The organism is Glycomyces xiaoerkulensis (genome assembly GCF_002798405.1).
GTDB classification, from domain to species: Bacteria; Actinomycetota; Actinomycetes; order Mycobacteriales; family Micromonosporaceae; genus Glycomyces; species Glycomyces xiaoerkulensis.
The window spans coordinates 23,994-39,688 of sequence record NZ_PGGV01000034.1 but is presented as its reverse complement, the minus strand read 5'-3'; the positions used below and the strand labels follow the sequence as shown (position 1 = coordinate 39,688).

Genomic DNA, 15,695 nt, shown 5'->3' with positions numbered 1-15,695 from the left:
GGTCCGGGGCGGGGCGACGGCCCCGCCCCGGACGTCCGCGGTCAGCGGCTGAGGCCGACTCCCGCGACACCCCTGACGATCTGCTTCTGGAAGATCAGGAACACGATCAGCAGCGGCAGCGCGCCGAGGACGGCGGCGGCCATGTTCTGGGCGTAGAACAGGCCGTAGCCGCCGGCGACGACGCCGAGACCGACCGGCAGGGTCATGATCGAGGGGTCGTTGGCGACCAGCAGCGGCCACAGGAAGTTGTTCCAGGAGAGGATGAAGGTGAAGATGCCGACCGCGGCCAGGATCGGCCCCGACAGCGGCAGGATGACGCTCCGCAGGATCCGGAGGTGCCCGGCGCCGTCGAGCGTCGCGGCCTCCTCGTAGTCCCGCGGGATGCCGTCGAAGAACCGCTTGAGGATGAAGATCATCACCGGGGCGACCACCTGCGGGAGCGCCAGGCCCCAGTAGGTGTCGACCATCTTCAGGGAGCTGACGACGTCGAACAGCGGGATGATGATCGCCTGCGGAGGGATCATGATCCCGGCGAGGATGACGCCGTAGATGGTCCTCTTGAACGGGAACTCGAGCCGGGAGAACGCGTAGGCGGCGAGCACGCAGAGCACCAGCGTCAGCACCGTGACGATGGTGGACACGACCGTGGAGTTGATCATCCAGGTCACGTGGTCGCCGCGTTCGAGCACGGTCCGGTAGCCCTCGACGGACCACTCGGGCGGCAGCCACCGGATGGGCTGCCCGAGACTGGCGTCGGTCTCGGTCTTGAATGAGGTGGACAGCGCCCACAGGAACGGCACCAGCCACAGCAGGGCCAGGAAGAAGGCGCTGATGTAGACCAGGGCGCTCCCGGCGGTGATGCGTTTGCGCTTTCTGGGCAGTGGTCGGGGCTTGGCCTTGGAGGTACGCGGCCTCGTGTCTACGGCGGTCACGTCAGTCCTCCTTCCTGGACAGCAGCCGGAGCTGCACGATGGCGACGATCAAGATGAAGACGAACAGGATGTAGGAGAGGGCCGAGGCGTATCCGACGCGCAGGCCGGTGAAGCCCATCTCGTATATGTGCTGGATGGCGACCTTCTCGGGCGAGAGGTTCGTGCCGCCGCCCGCCATGAGGTAGTACTGGTCGAAGATGCGCAGCGAGTTGATGAGCTGCAGCACGATGACGAGCGCCGTGATGCGTTTGAGCAGCGGGATGGTGATCCGCACGGTCTTCTGCCACCAGTTGGCGCCGTCGATGTCGGCCGCCTCGTAGACCTCGTTGGGGATGGCCTGCAGGGCCGCGAGGTACAGCAGGAAGTTGAACCCGAGCGTCCACCACACGGTGGTGATCACGACCGAGCCCATGGCGTGCTCCTGGAACACCCAGAGGTGGTCGCCGCCGAGGCCCCAGGCTCCCAGGTAGTGGTTGATGAGGCCGCCGTCGGGCTGGTACAGCCACATCCAGAGCATCGTCACCACCGAGACCGGGACGACGAACGGGGCGAAGAACGACAGGCGCAGGAACCAGCCCAGCTTGCGGGCCCGGTGGGTCAGCAGCGCCAGCGCCAGAGCGAGGATCACCAGCGGCGGGGTGCTGTAGAGGGTGAACTCGGCGGTGTTGAGCAGCGACTGCCAGGCCCGCTCGTCGCCGAAGGCCTCGGTCCAGTTGTCGAGCCCGATCCAGGAGACCGGGCGGCCGGTGAGGCTCTTGTCGGTGAAGGAGTAGTAGAGGCCGAGGATCATCGGCCACAGCAGGAACACCACGTACACCGCCGCGAACGGCAGCACGAACCAGAGGCCGGTCCAGGAACGCCGTTTCACCGCGGTCGGGGTGGGCGACGGGGGCTTGTCCGCCGTCGGCGCCGCATCGGGCGCCTGAGTGTCGGTTGTCATCATTGACGTCCTATGAATCGTTCTAGTCGACGGGATTCGGCTGTTCGACCAGCGTCTGCGCCTCGGCCTTGACGGCGTCGAGCGCCTGTTCCGGGGTCGTGTTCCCGGCGTACACGCCGGCCAGGACCTGCGCCACGCGGTCGGCCAGCGGTGCGGCCGAGCCGGAGAACCAGACGTCCGGGTCGTACTGGACGTTCTCGCTGACGCCGGCGTACTCGGCGTTGGGCTCGAGCGCCTGGTACTCGGCGCTCTCGGTGACCGGCAGATAGGCGGGGGTGTGCCCGGCGCCGGCGCCCCATTGGAGGCTGTGCTGGAGCATCCAGGAGATGTAGTCCAGCGTGGCCCGCCGGCCCTCGTCGCTCCAGAGGTTGTGGCGGGGGATGATGTAGGAGTGACTGTCGCCCTGGGTGCGGCGGTTGCCGAAGAAGTCCGGCATCTCGGTCATGGAGAAGTCCAGGCCCTGGGTCTCGTCGAACTGGCGGAACCGGGTGATCTCCCAGTTGCCGACCTGGACCAGTCCGCCGGCGCCGTTCTCGAAGTTGGCCGCGGTCTGGCCGCCGTCGGAGACGCGCGGACACAGGCCCTCTTCGGCCATGTCCCACATGACCTGGATGGCCGCGAGCGCCTTGTCGTCGTCGAGCTCGTGGCCGTCCTCGTGGAAGGCCCACTCGCCGTCCTGCTGGCGGTACCAGGCCCAGAACTGGCGCCACCCGGCGTTGGTGTCCAAGGAGGTCCCGTATTCGCCGGTGACGTCCTTGACCGCGCGCAGGAGGTCGAAGTACTCGTCCACGCCGTGGGTCTCCAGCAGGGTGCCGTCGTCGTTCAGTACGCCGGCCTGGTCGCATATGGTTCGGTTGTAGTAGTTGACCAGGGCGTGCGTGTCGATCGGGACCGCGTAGAGCTCGCCGTCGGAGAAGCAGCGGTCCCACATCGCCGGCGGGAAGTCCTCGGGGCGGAGTCCGGCCTCCTCCAGCTCGCCGAGGTCGATCGGGTCCATCAGCGTTGTCGGGGACAGGCTCTCGAGCCGCGAGAGGTGGATGGTGGCCACGTCGGCCGCGTTCCCGCCGGCGGCTCCCATGGTCAGCTTGGTGTAGAAGGGCGTGCCCCAGGCGAAGGTGGTGGCCTTCAGATCTATGCCGGTCTCGTCCATGAACTGCTGGTGCATGTCGGTCATGATCGCGCCGTCGGAGCCGGCCAGGAGGTTCCACTGGCGTACGACCGTCTGGTCCGACAGGCTGGTGGCCAGCGAGCCGCACCCCGACAGGCCGAGCCCAGCGGCGGCTGCGCCGCCGGCCAGGAGCGACCGCCGGGAGAGCGCGCCCGGCGGCGAGGGATGGTTTCGCATGTGTGCATCACTCCTATGTGACTGTTGCTGGGGTCGGTCAGCAGGCACGTGACCGTGACAACAGTTTTATCGATAAAGCGCAGCGCCGTCAAGAGTGAAGGGCGTGCCGAGCGCCGAATGGTGGCCCAATTGTTATCGATCTCATCAGCCACCGGGCGCGAAAGAGGGGGAGGCCCTCGGCCTCCCCCTCTTCAGATTGCTATGGATTCGACAGGCGCGCAACCCGATCGGCCGCTCACGGCTCCGGGACGGCGACGTCGATCAGCGCCTCCTGCTCCACGTCGTGGACCTTCGGCGACCCGGTCGCCGGCGCGGCGGCCGCGGGCCGGGAGATGCGCCGCAGATGGACCCCGTCGAGTTTCTCCAGCAGGTTGAGCGCGATATGCGACCAGGCGCCCTGATTGGCCGGCTCCTCCTGCACCCAGGCCACGTCGTCGGCGTTGCCGAACGCCGCGAGCTCGTGCTGGAGATCCTCGGACGGGATCGGGTAGAGCTGCTCGACGCGCAGGATCGCGGTGTCGGAGACCCCGCGCCGGCTGCGCGCGGCGGCCAGGTCGTAGTAGACCTTGCCCGAGCACAGCAGCACCTTCCTGACCTCCTCGGGCCGGATCTCGCCGGCGTCGACGGCGGGGTCGGCCAGGACCGGTCTGAACCGTCCGCTCGTGAACTCCTCGACCTGGCTGACCGCGGACTTGTGGCGCAGCAGCGACTTCGGTGTGAACACGACCAGCGGCTTCTTCACCGGGTCCAGCCCCTGGCGGCGCAGCAGGTGGAAGTAGTTGGCCGGGCTGGAGCAGCCGGCGATGCGCATGTTGTCGTCGGCGCACTGCTGCAGGAACCGCTCGATGCGGCCCGAGGTGTGGTCGGGGCCGGCGCCCTCGTGCCCGTGCGGCAGGAGCAGCGTGACGCCCGAGTGCTGGCCCCACTTGGCCTCGCCCGAGGTGATGAACTCGTCGGTGATGGTCTGGCCGCCGTTGACGAAGTCGCCGAACTGCGCCTCCCAGGCCACCAGCATCTCCGGGTTCTCGACCGAGTAGCCGTACTCGAAGCCCATCGCGGCGAACTCGCTGAGCAGCGAGTCGTAGACGAAGTACTTCCCGGTGTTCTCGCCCAGGTGCGCCAGCGGGGTGTACTCCGCGCCGGTCTCCTGGTCGATGACCACCGCGTGGCGCTGCACGAAGGTGCCGCGCCGCGAGTCCTGGCCGGCCAGGCGCACGGCCTTGCCCTGCATCAGCAGCGACCCGAACGCGAGCGTCTCGGCGAAGGACCAGTCGATGCTGCCGGAGGTCGACATCTCGCTGCGCTTCTCGAGGACCTTGCGGACGGCCTTGTGCGGCCTGAAGCCCTCCGGCAGCGTGGTGTGGGCCTTGCCGATCATGGCGACCGTCTCGGCGTCGACGGCGGTGTCGATGTCGGCCACCGGTTCGGGCTGGTGCCGCCACGGCACCGGTCCGGTCCGGCCCGCCAGGGCCTCCTTGGTCTCGCGGAAGACCCGCTCGAGCTGCGCCTGGTAGTCGTTCAGGGCCTCCTCGGCGTCCTCCATGGTGATGTCGCCGCGGCCGATCAGGGCCCGCGTGTACAGCTTGCGGACCGACTGCTTGGCGTCGATGACCTGGTACATCTGCGGGTTGGTCATCTTCGGGTCGTCGCCCTCGTTGTGGCCGCGGCGCCGGTAGCAGACCATGTCGATGACGACGTCCTTGCGGAACTGCTGCCGGTAGGCGAAGGCCAGCTTGGCGACCTCGCAGACCGCCTCGGGGTCGTCGCCGTTGACGTGGAAGATCGGCGCCTGGATCATGCGGGCCACGTCGGTGCAGTACAGGCTCGAGCGCGAGTAGGCCGGCGCGGTCGTGAAGCCGACCTGGTTGTTGACCACGGCGTGCACGGTCCCGCCGGTGCGGTAGCCGCGCAACTGCGACAGGTTCAGCGTCTCGGCCACGACGCCCTGGCCGGCGAACGCGGCGTCGCCGTGGATGGCCACCGGCAGGACGGTGAAGCCGTCCTCGCCGAGGTTGATCCGGTCCTGCTTGGCCCGGACGATGCCCTCGAGCACCGGGTTGACCGCCTCCAGGTGCGACGGGTTCGCGGTGACCGACACGGTGGTCCGGGCCTTGCCGTCGGGGGCGGTGAACTCGCCGGTCATGCCCAGGTGGTACTTGACGTCGCCGGATCCGCCGATGCTCTTGGGGTCGATGTGGCCCTCGAACTCGGTGAAGATTCGCGACAGCTTCTTGCCGACGATGTTCGCCAGCACGTTCAGGCGGCCCCGGTGCGGCATGCCGATGACGACCTCGTCGAGCTCCTCGTCGGCCGCCTGGTTCAGCACCTGGTCCAGCAGCGGGATGAGCGACTCGCCGCCTTCGAGGCTGAAGCGCTTCTGGCCGACGAACTTGGTCTGCAGGAACGTCTCGAACGCCTCGGCGGCGTTGAGGCGGCCGAGGATGTGCTTCTGGGCCTCCACCTTCGGCTTCTCGAACGGCACCTCGATGCGCCGCTGGAGCCACTCCCGCTCCTCGGGGTCCTGGATGTGCATGTACTCCACGCCGACGCGGCGGCAGTAGGAGTCGCGCAGCACGCCCAGGATGTCGCGCAGCTTCATCCGCTGCTGGCCGGCGAAGCCGCCGACCGGGAAGGTCCGGTCCAGGTCCCACAGGGTCAGCCCGTGCGAAAGGATGTCCAGGTCGGGGTGGTGCCGGATCTCGTAGTGCAGCGGGTTGGTGTCGGCCATGAGGTGGCCGCGGACCCGGTAGGCGTGGATCAGCTCGATGACGCGGGCGTTCTTGTCGATCTGGCCCTCGTGGGTCTTGGCCACGTCGCGCACCCACCGCACCGGCTCGTACGGGATCAGCAGGCTGCGGAAGATCCGGTCCCAGAAGTCGTCGCCGAGCAGGTACCGGTGCAGCGTCTTGAGGAACTCGCCCGACTCGGCGCCCTGGATGACGCGGTGGTCGTAGGTCGAGGTCACCGTCATGATCTTGGAGACGCCCAGGTCGGCGAGGGTCTCGTCGCTGGCCCCGGCGAACTCGGCGGGCACCTCCATGGCGCCGACGGCGACGATGAGCCCCTGGCCCTTCATCAGGCGCGGCACCGAGTGGACGGTGCCGATTCCGCCCGGATTGGTCAGCGTCAGGGTCGCCCCCGCGTGGTCCTCCATCGTGAGCTTGTTGTTGCGGGCCTTGCGGACCAGGTCCTCGTAGGCCTGCCAGAACTCGCGGAAGTCCATCGACTCGCAGCCCTTGATGGACGGCACCGCCAGGGTCCGGGAGCCGTCGGGCCCGGGCAGGTCGATCGCCAGGCCGAGGTTGATGTGCTCGGGGGTGACCAGCGTCGGTTTGCCGTCGACCCGCTTGTACGAGGCGTTCATGCCCGGATGGGCCTTCATCGCCTGCACCAGCGCGTAACCGATCAGGTGCGTGAAGGAGACCTTGCCGCCCTGACTGCGCTTGAGGTGGTTGTTGATCACGACGCGGTTGTCGAACAGGAGCTTTGCGGGCACGGCCCGGACCGACGTCGCGGTCGGGACCTCCAGCGAGGCGTCCATGTTCTGCGCGACCTTGGCCGCGACGCCCTTCAGCGGTTTGGTCACGGCCGAGCCGTGCTTGGCGGTGGGCTCCTTCGCGGTGGGGGCCGCCTCCCCGGGGGCCGCGGGCTCGGGGCCGGCGGTCTTGGGGACCACCTTCGGCTTCTGGCTCTGGGGGGAGGGTTCGCCGCCCCCCACGGTCTCGGCCTCGATATCGATCTCGGCCTGCTGGGACGCGTCGGCCTGGGGCTCGGGCCCGCCCTCGTCGGTGTCCTCGGCGCTCAACGCGTCCTCACCGAAGAACTCCCGCCAGCCGGGGCTGACGCTCTGGGGATCGGCGCGGTAGCGCTCGTACATCTCGTTGACCAACCACTCGTTGGCCCCGAAATCGGTCGACAGGTTGCCCGGAGTCGAACTCGACACAGCTCAATCGCCTCTTCTTTGCAGACGCTGCGTGGACGGGGGACAGGCAGTCCCCCGAACAAGGGTAACCGCGAGGCGGGAGAAATGTAGGGTCGGCAGCGCCCTTGCGGAACCGGTCACCCCGGGCTTCACCTCACGTTTCGTCACGCCGTCTGTGAGGCGCTCCGCTCCTTGGCCGCGCTGAGCTCGTGCCTTCTCTCCTGCGTCGAGAAGGTCTCGGTGGGCTCCTCGAGCAGCTCCTCGGCGCCGACGACGGTGAAGAGTCTGGTGATGAAGCGATTGGGGTTCACCACCGCCAAGTCCACGCCCATCTCGCGGGCGATCCGGTAGGCCACCACGATCGTGCCGATCCCGGTCGAGTCCAGCACCGTCACTTTGGCGACGTCGACTCGGATGGACGTGACGCCGCCCGCCTCCAGGGCGCCGGTGATCGTCTCTCGGATCTGGGGAGCGGTCGCGTAGTCGACCTCGCCGGCCAACTCGACGGTCACCACCCCGTTCTCGGTCGTGCCGGTCTCGATTGACAGCGTCATGAACTCACCTAACAAACTGGTAGGGCGTCACGGCCCGAGCACCGCAGGTGCTCGGGTGCGACACAAAGTCTATCCGACACCGTCGACCGAAGACAGTCCGCTGACACGACCGTCTGCCTCCGGCGCACCGGTGACCGGGATGACAACCGCCCGCGTCCCAGCGGCGGCTCGACGCCCCACCTCCCCCGACGTATGCTCAGAACCACCCTGTCCCGCGCCGTTCGAGCATGTGAAGAATGAGGTCCATGCCCCAGTCGACGAACACCGAGACCGAGGCCACCCTCCTGGTCGTAGAGGACGAGGAGAACATCTGCGAGCTGCTCGCCACCTCGCTGCGCTACGCCGGGTTCGCCGTCCACGCCGTCGCCACCGGCGACGAGGCGCTGCGCTCGATCGCCCGGCACCGGCCCGACCTGGTGGTGCTCGACATCAACCTTCCCGACATCGACGGCTTCGAAGTGGTCCGCCGCATGCGCTCGGGCTCGGACCGCACCCCGGTGCTGTTCCTGACCGCTCGGGACGACACCGCCGACACCGTCACCGGCCTGTCGGTGGGCGGCGACGACTACATCACCAAGCCCTTCGCGCTCGAAGAGGTCGTCGCCCGCATCCGCGCGGTGCTCCGCCGCAGCGTCGGCGAGCTGCCCCGGCCCGCGCGCCTCAAGTACGCCGACCTCGAACTCGACGAGGAGACCCACGAGGTCTGGCGCTCCGGCGAGGCCGTGCAGCTCTCACCGACCGAGTTCAAGCTGCTGCGCTACTTCATGATCAACGCCGGCCGGGTGCTGTCGAAGGCCCAGATCCTCGACCACGTGTGGCGCTACGACTTCCGCGGCGACGACGGCATCGTGGAATCCTACGTCTCCTACCTGCGCCGCAAGATCGACACCGGCGAGCCCAAACTCATCCAGACCCTGCGCGGCATCGGGTACGTCCTGCGGGAGCAGAGTCGTTGAACGTGCGCGATTTCGCCGACGCCCTCGGCAACCGGTGGGAGCGGGTGCCGCTGCGGGTCCGGCTCACCGCCGCGGTCCTGGCCCTGGTCGCCGGCTCGCTGCTGATCATCAGCGTCTCGACGATCCTGGCCCTCCACTCCACGTTCCTCGGCACCATCGACCAGGAGCTCAAGGACAAGTTCGAGACCCTCGGCCTGGACGAGGTCGCGGCGCTGAGCGACTCCGAGGGCTCCTCGCAGCTCGGCATCCGGCCCAATCAGTACATCTTCTCGATGCTCAACTACCCGGACCGCCGCCACGACCTGCCGCAGAGCCAGACCGACGCCCCGAACTTCACCCTGGCCGACATCGAGGCGCACCCGGAGGACGCGTTCACCGCGCTCGCCGCGGACGGCTCGGTCCGCTGGCGCGTGTACGCCGTCTCCGGCGAGCACCTGCGGCAGACGATCCAGGAGAACCAGGAGGGCCTCGACCCGGCACAGCAGATCGACTCCGCGCCCTCGTTCTCCGACTACTACGCCCTCTCCTACAACCTCAAGCACTTCGACCGCACCGTCGCCGGCCTGGTGTGGGTCGACGTGCTCATCGGCGTGGGCGTCCTGGCGGGCCTGGCCGCGCTCGGCTTCGGCCTGGTCCGCGCCAGCCTGGCCCCGCTGCGGCAGATCGAGAACACCGCCGCGATGATCGCCGCCGGCAACTACTCCCAGCGCGTGCCGCCCCGGGACCCCGAGACCGAGGTCGGCCGGGTGTCGATGGCCATCAACTCGATGCTCGGCAAGATCGAGAGCTCCATCAGGGCACGCGAATACTCCGAGGGACGGGCCCACGACTCCGAGCGGCGGATGCGCGAATTCATCGCCGACGCCTCCCACGAGCTGCGCACGCCGCTGACCAACGTCCGCGGCTACTCCGAGCTGGTGCGGGCCAATCCCGGCATGCCCGAGAACGAGCGCCAGCACTACATCGGGCAGATCGAGGAGGCCGCCAAGCGCATGGGCCTGCTGGTCGGGGACCTGCTGCACCTGGCCCGGCTCGACCAGGAGCGGCCGGTGGAGACCGAGCCGGTCGACCTGGCGCTGCTCGGCCACGAGGCCGTCTCCTCCCATTCCGTGGTCGCCGAGGACTACCGCTTCGAGTTCGAGTCGGTGCCCGGAGCGCCGACCGTGGTCGTGGCCGACCGCGCCCGGATGCGGCAGGTGATCGACAACCTCCTGTCGAACGCCGTCCGCCACACGCCGCCGGGCACGACCGTCACCGTCGCGGTCGCCGCCGAGGACGACGAGGTGGTGCTGCGGGTGGCCGACGACGGCCCCGGCATGGAGTCCGAGGTGGCCGACCGGGTCTTCGAGCGCTTCTTCCGCTCCGACGGGGTCACCCACCCCGGTTCCGGCCTCGGCCTGGCCATCGTCGCGGCCATAGTGCGCTCCCACGGCGGATCGGTCTCGGTCCGGTCCGAGCCCGGCGGCGGCACCGAGTTCACGGTGAGGCTGGACGCCGAATCGCAGGAAGATTAAAGCCGTTTAAGGCGTTTTTGCAGCGGACCGAAAGCCTCGGGACGCATGCTGCAATTCATGAGCAACGCCGACAGTGTCCCGGACCCCGAGCGGAACCGGGAACCAGAGAACACCGAAGGGGCCGCCGAGCCCCCGACCACCGCACACCCCGGGCCTCCACCCGCCCCGCCTCCCGGACCGCACTGGGGGCCGGCCGGGCCGCCGCCGTACGGTCCGCCCGCGGCCCCGCAGCGCGGCCGGGGCCGCCTCGTCGCCGGCGCGCTGGCGCTGGCCCTGATCGCCGGCGGCGCCGGAGGTGCGGTCGGATGGGCCCTGTCCGACCGCGAGAGCGCCGGGAGCACCAACGTGCAGTCGGTGTCGATGGACGCCGGATCCGGCATGACCTACACCGAGATCGTCGAGGAGGTCAGGACCTCGGTGGTCACCATCGTCACCGAGTCCGCCGAGGGCTCGGGGGTGGTCTACTCCGAGGACGGATACGTCGTCACCAACAACCACGTCGTCGCCGGCACCGAGCGCGCCGAGGTCCGGTTCGCCGACGGCGAGGTGGCCGAGGCCGAGGTCGTGGCCACCGACGCCACCCAGGACCTGGCCGTCCTCAAGGCCGACGGCGTCGACGGGCTGACCCCGATCGCCTTCGGCGACTCCGACGCGGTGCAGGTCGGGGACGTCGCCGTGGCGATCGGTTCGCCGCTCGGCCTGGAGGGGACCGTGACCACCGGCATCGTCTCGGCGCGCGACCGCTCCATGGCCCTGCCGGGAGAGGAGCCCCGCGGACTCGGGCGGCAGACGGGCCAGACCCTGACCGGGCTGATCCAGACCGACGCGGCGATCAACATGGGCAACTCCGGCGGCCCGCTGGTCAACGGCGACGCCGAGCTCATCGGCATCAACACCGCCATCACCTCCACCGAGTCCGGCAGCATCGGCCTGGGATTCGCGATCCCGTCCAACGTCGTGGCGGACGCGGCCGAGCAGTTGATCGAGAACGGCTCGGTCGAGCGGGGGTACCTGGGCGTGTCGCTGGCGGACACGCAGGGCAACGGGGCCATGGTCCGCGAGGTCGAGCCCGACTCGCCGGCCGAGGAGGCCGGGCTCGAGGCCGGCGACGTCATCGTCTCGGTCGACGGCACCGAGGTGGCCGGGGCCTCCGAGGTCGCCTCGCTGGTGCAGAGCATCGCCAGCGGCACCGAGGTCACCGTCGGCTACATCAGGGACCAGCAGGAGCACACCGTGGAGGTCACGCTCGGATCCCGGTGAGCGCGCCCCGGGGCGGCCGCCCCGGGGCGCGACTCGCGCCATCACGATCGGGCGGGCGACAGCTCCTTGGTGGCCGGGAGCAGCGCTGCGGGCGGCTCGCCGGTGTCGAGCCACTCGGCGAGCCGCCGGCGGTCGATCACGAAGACCCCGAGCTGGGCGGCGGTGGCCTGGTTGCGGGCCGCGTGGCGGATCCCGTGGAGGTTGGCGTTGGTGATGAGCACACCGGCGTCGCACGACCAGCGCGGCTGGATCTCGCCGCCGAGCAACTGGATGTGCCGGGCGCCCTCGCGCTTGACGGTGCGGTCGTCCTTCTTGGCGCGCACCACGATGCGGCGGCCTCCGTGGAGGGTGACCACGAAGTTGCAGCCGAGGGTGTTGCTGCGGTGCCCGAACTTTTTGACGCGCTTGGCGTCGAGGCCGACCAGCAGGCGGCCGATCATCGCGTCGAACATCGGGACCTGCATGTCGTCGACGCTCTTCATCAGCGCCTCGCGTTCGGCGTGGAGGGCGCGTTCTGTCGCGTCGCGGCTCCTGCCGCGGCTGCGCAGCAGCACCCATGTTGCGACCGCCGTGCCGCACAACAGGATCGTTCCGGCAACGAACCAGGCCCAGTGCTCGGCTATGAAGCCGATGGCGAAGTAACCGAGGATGAGAGCGGCGAGAACCGCTCCCGCTCTTGCGATCACGGACATGGCGGCCTCCACTGTGTGCATGACGGCGGGCTGCTGCGTTATGTCGCCTATGGTGTCACTACGAGTATCCGTTACTGTTCGCTCGTATGTAAGGTCACTGTCGGGTTCCGGACAGCCTGGATCCGCAGTCTGCATGTGCGCCGTGTCGCCGCATCGTGACCGGCGCGAATTTCCCCGCAAGAGGATAGTGGATACTGGCCGGGTGTCAACCACTTCGACGGGCGCTCTGGTGCTTCTCGGTGCGCCGCTGGGAAACCCCGAGGACGCCTCGCCTCGGGTGGCGGCCGAGCTGGCCCGGGCCGACGTCATCGCGGCCGAGGACACCCGGCGCCTCCGGCGGCTGCTGACCGAGCTCGGGGTGGCCACCCGGGCCGCGATCACGTCCTACTTCGAAGGCAATGAGGCCCCGAAGAGCGGCACCCTTCTGGAACAATTGTACGAAGGAAGGCGGATCGCCGTCATCACCGACGGCGGCATGCCGTCGGTCTCCGACCCCGGCTACCGCCTGGTGCGCGTCGCGATCGACGCGGGGATCGCGGTGACGGCCGCTCCCGGCGCGAGCGCGGTGACCACCGCGCTGGCGCTCTCGGGCCTGCCGTGCGACCGCTTCTGCTTCGAGGGCTTCGCCCCCCGCAAGCCGGGCGAGCGGCGCCGCGCCTTCGCCGCGCTGGCCGAGGAGCGCCGGACCATGGTCTACTTCGACTCCCCGCGCCGGACCGCCGGTACCCTGCGCGCCATGGCCGAGGCCTTCGGCGCGGACCGCCCGGCGGCGCTGTGCCGCGAGCTGACCAAGACCCACGAGGAGATCCGCCGCGGGACCCTCGCCGAGCTCGCCGACGGCGCCGAGGCCGACCCGCCGCGCGGGGAGGTCACCCTGGTGGTCCAGGGCTGGCCGGGGCCGGACGCGGCCGAGGCGACCCCCGAGGCGCTCGCGGGGGCGGTGGCCGACCTGGAGGCGGCCGGGGAGGACCGCAAGGCGGCCATGAAGCGGGTGGCCGCCCGCTTCGGCGTCCCGCGCCGGACCGTCTACGACGCGGTCGTCAAGTCGCGTTCTCGGCAATGACGCGGCGGACCTCGTCTCCGGGCGCGCCGAAGTTGCGCAGGGCCGCGACCAGGGCAGAGGTGTCGATGACGATCATGCTGCGCCGAGGTCCCGGGAGTCCTTGGCGGCCAGGATGTCGTCCATCGAGATCGGTTCGGCGCCTTCCTCTCTCAGCCGCTCGGGGAGCTCTGAGAGCGTCTGCCGCCTCCGGGCCGCGCCGGCCTTCTCGCGGATCAGTCGCAGCATGTACGCCTCGACGGACAGACCCCGGGCCTCGGCCTCGGACTCGATCTGTTCGAGGTCTCCTTCGGGAACCGAGTGGATCACCAGGTCGGACATGGAACGTTTGTACCTACCGGCGCCGCTCGGCGGCTTCTGCGACACGCTCACAGCTCGTCGAACCTGAAGGTCCTCCAGGCGATCAGCGCCACCGCCGCGGCGAAGGCGGCCAGGATCCCGACCTGGGGGAGCACCGCGGCGGGCGAATCGCCGTAGACCACCACCTGCTGCAGCGCCTCGTTGAGGTACCGCATCGGCGAGAGGTACGACATCGCCTGCACCCAGTCCGGCGACAGCGCCAGCGGCCAGAACGCGCCCGAGACGAATGCCATCGGCATCGTCACCAGGTTGCTCAGGCCCGCCGCGCCCGGTCCGGTCTTGGCGATGCCGCCGATCACGACGCCGATCGCCAGGAACGCCAGCGTGCCGGTCAGCACCAGCGGCGCCGCGAACCAGGTCCAGGACGACAGCTCCAGGCCGAACAGCAGCGCCGCCACCGCCAGGAAGACAGCCGTCTGCACCAGCGCCACGGCCAGGTTCACCGAGATCTTGGCGCCGACGAAGTTCCCCACCGAGGCCGGCGTCAGCCGCAGCCGCCGCATCAGCTTGTCGCGCTTCCAGTCGACGATCGTGCCAGCGGCGCCGAACACGCCCGAGATCGCGATGCCCCAGGCCAGGATCCCCGGCGCCAGGTACTGGATGGGCCGGGTCTCGGTGCCTTCGGCCGCGGCGGTGTCGATCTCCAGCACCGGCTCCCCGGGAGCCGCCGCCGACAGCCGGTCCACGTTCGCCCGGTCGACCAGCGCCGACAGCTTGCCCAGCGCGATCGCCCCGGCGGTCGAGTTCGCCTGCGAGTGGTGGATGGTCACCGATTGCCCGTCCTGGACCACGGCCGCGTCGGCCTCGCCGTCCTCCAAACGCGTCAGCGCCTCGTCCAGGCTCGCGGCCGGCTCGATCTCGAACTCGCCGGCCTCGGCCCGGTCCAGGACCGGGGCCTCGCCGACCTCCAGGACCCGCGGCACCGTCGAATCGGTCGAGCCGAACACGCTCGACAGCAGCACCATGAACATCAGCGGCAGCAGGATGGTGAAGAACACCTGGCTGCGGTCGCGCAGCCACCCCAGGCCGGTCGCCTTGAACAGGGCCAGATACGCCCGGGCGCCGCCGGGGCGCGCCCGCTCCGGACGCGCGGTCTCCACGGTCATTCCCGCCACTCCCGTCCGGTGACGTGCAGGAACACGTCCTCGAGGCTCGCCGTCCGCACCGCCAGGCCCTCCAGGGCACCTTCGGAGGCCAGGGCCGTCAGCAGCTTCCGGGCGTCGCGGGTCTCGAAGACCACCTCGTCGCCGTCGAGGACGAACTCATCCCCGGCGGCGAGTTCACAGACCCGGTCCTCGTCGAGCTGCCCGGCCGCGACCGTCACCCGGGTCGGCGCGTCGAGTTCGCGGATCAGCTCGGCAGGGGAGTCCACCGCGAGGATCCGGCCCGAGTCCATGATCGCGACCCGGTCGCACAGCGCCTCGGCCTCCTCCATGTAGTGCGTCGTGAGCACCACGGTGCGGCCGTCGGCGTTGATCGCGCGCATCAGGTCCCACAGGTTCCGCCGGGCCTGCGGGTCCAGCGCCGCCGTCGGCTCGTCCAGGAACACCAGCTCCGGATCGCCCACCAGGGCGCACGCGATCGAGAGGCGCTGCTGCTGGCCGCCGGAGAGCTTCTCGCACCGCACGCCCGCCTTCTCGGCCAGGCCGACCTGCTCGAGCATCTCGGCCGCCCGCTCCCGGCTCGCGCCGTAGAGCCGGGCGAACGTCTCGATCTGCTCGGTGACGGTGAGGAACTCGAAGAACGACGACGCCTGGAGCTGCACCCCGATGCGGGCGGTCAGCTCGGCCGAGTGCGGCCAGGGGCGCCGCCCGAGCAGCCGCACCTCGCCCGAGTCGGGCTTGCGGAGGCCCTCCACGATCTCCAGCGTGGTCGTCTTCCCCGCCCCGTTCGGCCCCAGGATGCCGAAGAACTCGCCCGCCTCGACGCGGAACCCCACCCCGTCGACGGCGCGGACCTCGCCGGTCCTGCGCCCGCGGTAGGTTTTGCGGAGGTCGGCGACCTCGATGGCGGCGTCCATAGCCACCAAAGGTATGCCATCCACCGGTGTGACGGGGTTCTCGCCTTTCATGCCCGTCGCGACCTGCGGTTTCGCCGCCTTCACGCCGCCCGCGGCCCGAGGGTGCGGCGAACTTCACGGCAGCGGCACCGCTCTCGCAC

The 15,695-nt window shown here is 69.7% G+C and carries 13 protein-coding genes; 4 read left to right on the top strand and 9 right to left on the bottom strand.

Features of this window, described 5'->3' with window-relative positions; genetic code table 11:
* Nucleotides 1-41 precede the first annotated feature (41 nt).
* The 5 genes from CUT39_RS15975 to CUT39_RS15955 form a co-directional block, all read right to left on the bottom strand.
* Nucleotides 42-932, bottom strand: a complete 891-nt coding sequence (locus CUT39_RS15975; RefSeq protein ID WP_100448366.1) for a carbohydrate ABC transporter permease — start codon at nucleotides 930-932, stop codon at nucleotides 42-44.
* A 1-nt stretch (nucleotide 933) separates the two neighbouring features.
* Nucleotides 934-1,872, bottom strand: a complete 939-nt coding sequence (locus tag CUT39_RS15970; RefSeq protein ID WP_100448467.1) for a carbohydrate ABC transporter permease — start codon at nucleotides 1,870-1,872, stop codon at nucleotides 934-936.
* A gap of 22 nt (nucleotides 1,873-1,894) precedes the next feature.
* Nucleotides 1,895-3,217 carry an extracellular solute-binding protein gene (locus tag CUT39_RS15965; RefSeq protein WP_100448364.1) on the bottom strand — a complete coding sequence of 441 codons (1,323 nt, stop codon included), beginning with the start codon at nucleotides 3,215-3,217 and terminating at the stop codon, nucleotides 1,895-1,897.
* Between the two features lie 235 nt (nucleotides 3,218-3,452).
* On the bottom strand, nucleotides 3,453-7,160 hold the full coding sequence (locus tag CUT39_RS15960; protein ID WP_198587189.1) for a multifunctional oxoglutarate decarboxylase/oxoglutarate dehydrogenase thiamine pyrophosphate-binding subunit/dihydrolipoyllysine-residue succinyltransferase subunit: 3,708 nt from the start codon (nucleotides 7,158-7,160) through the stop codon (nucleotides 3,453-3,455).
* Nucleotides 7,161-7,303: 143 nt separating this feature from the next.
* Nucleotides 7,304-7,693 carry an STAS domain-containing protein gene (locus CUT39_RS15955; protein WP_100448362.1) on the bottom strand — a complete coding sequence of 130 codons (390 nt, stop codon included), beginning with the start codon at nucleotides 7,691-7,693 and terminating at the stop codon, nucleotides 7,304-7,306.
* A gap of 245 nt (nucleotides 7,694-7,938) precedes the next feature.
* Here CUT39_RS15955 and CUT39_RS15950 point away from each other — a divergent pair, with 245 nt between their 5' ends.
* From CUT39_RS15950 to CUT39_RS15940, 3 genes are read left to right on the top strand one after another with little or no spacing between them, the layout of a single operon-like run.
* Nucleotides 7,939-8,649, top strand: a complete 711-nt coding sequence (locus CUT39_RS15950; RefSeq protein WP_100448360.1) for a response regulator transcription factor — start codon at nucleotides 7,939-7,941, stop codon at nucleotides 8,647-8,649.
* Nucleotides 8,650-8,651: 2 nt separating this feature from the next.
* Nucleotides 8,652-10,163 carry a sensor histidine kinase gene (locus CUT39_RS15945; protein WP_100448358.1) on the top strand — a complete coding sequence of 504 codons (1,512 nt, stop codon included), beginning with the start codon at nucleotides 8,652-8,654 and terminating at the stop codon, nucleotides 10,161-10,163.
* 57 nt (nucleotides 10,164-10,220) lie between these two features.
* Complete coding sequence (locus CUT39_RS15940) at nucleotides 10,221-11,423, top strand: S1C family serine protease (RefSeq protein ID WP_157930744.1); 1,203 nt, start codon at nucleotides 10,221-10,223, stop codon at nucleotides 11,421-11,423.
* Nucleotides 11,424-11,464: 41 nt separating this feature from the next.
* Here CUT39_RS15940 and CUT39_RS15935 read toward each other — a convergent pair whose 3' ends face one another.
* A complete protein-coding gene (locus tag CUT39_RS15935) occupies nucleotides 11,465-12,115 on the bottom strand; it encodes a restriction endonuclease (RefSeq protein WP_157930743.1) in 651 nt (216 codons plus the stop codon).
* A gap of 202 nt (nucleotides 12,116-12,317) precedes the next feature.
* On the opposite strand from CUT39_RS15935, the gene rsmI reads away from it, so the two are divergent.
* Complete coding sequence (gene rsmI / locus CUT39_RS15930) at nucleotides 12,318-13,178, top strand: 16S rRNA (cytidine(1402)-2'-O)-methyltransferase (RefSeq protein ID WP_232805782.1); 861 nt, start codon at nucleotides 12,318-12,320, stop codon at nucleotides 13,176-13,178.
* 72 nt (nucleotides 13,179-13,250) lie between these two features.
* Here rsmI and CUT39_RS15925 read toward each other — a convergent pair whose 3' ends face one another.
* The 3 genes from CUT39_RS15925 to CUT39_RS15915 are packed head-to-tail and all read right to left on the bottom strand — an operon-like array spanning nucleotide 13,251 to nucleotide 15,555.
* The gene (locus CUT39_RS15925; protein ID WP_100448350.1) at nucleotides 13,251-13,496 is read right to left on the bottom strand and encodes a hypothetical protein; all 246 of its coding nucleotides are present in this window, start codon (nucleotides 13,494-13,496) and stop codon (nucleotides 13,251-13,253) included.
* A 47-nt stretch (nucleotides 13,497-13,543) separates the two neighbouring features.
* A complete protein-coding gene (locus tag CUT39_RS15920) occupies nucleotides 13,544-14,641 on the bottom strand; it encodes an ABC transporter permease (RefSeq protein ID WP_100448348.1) in 1,098 nt (365 codons plus the stop codon).
* On the bottom strand, nucleotides 14,638-15,555 hold the full coding sequence (locus CUT39_RS15915; protein WP_100448346.1) for an ABC transporter ATP-binding protein: 918 nt from the start codon (nucleotides 15,553-15,555) through the stop codon (nucleotides 14,638-14,640). Before CUT39_RS15915 ends, CUT39_RS15920 begins: the two co-directional genes overlap by 4 nt.
* Nucleotides 15,556-15,695: the final 140 nt, after the last annotated feature.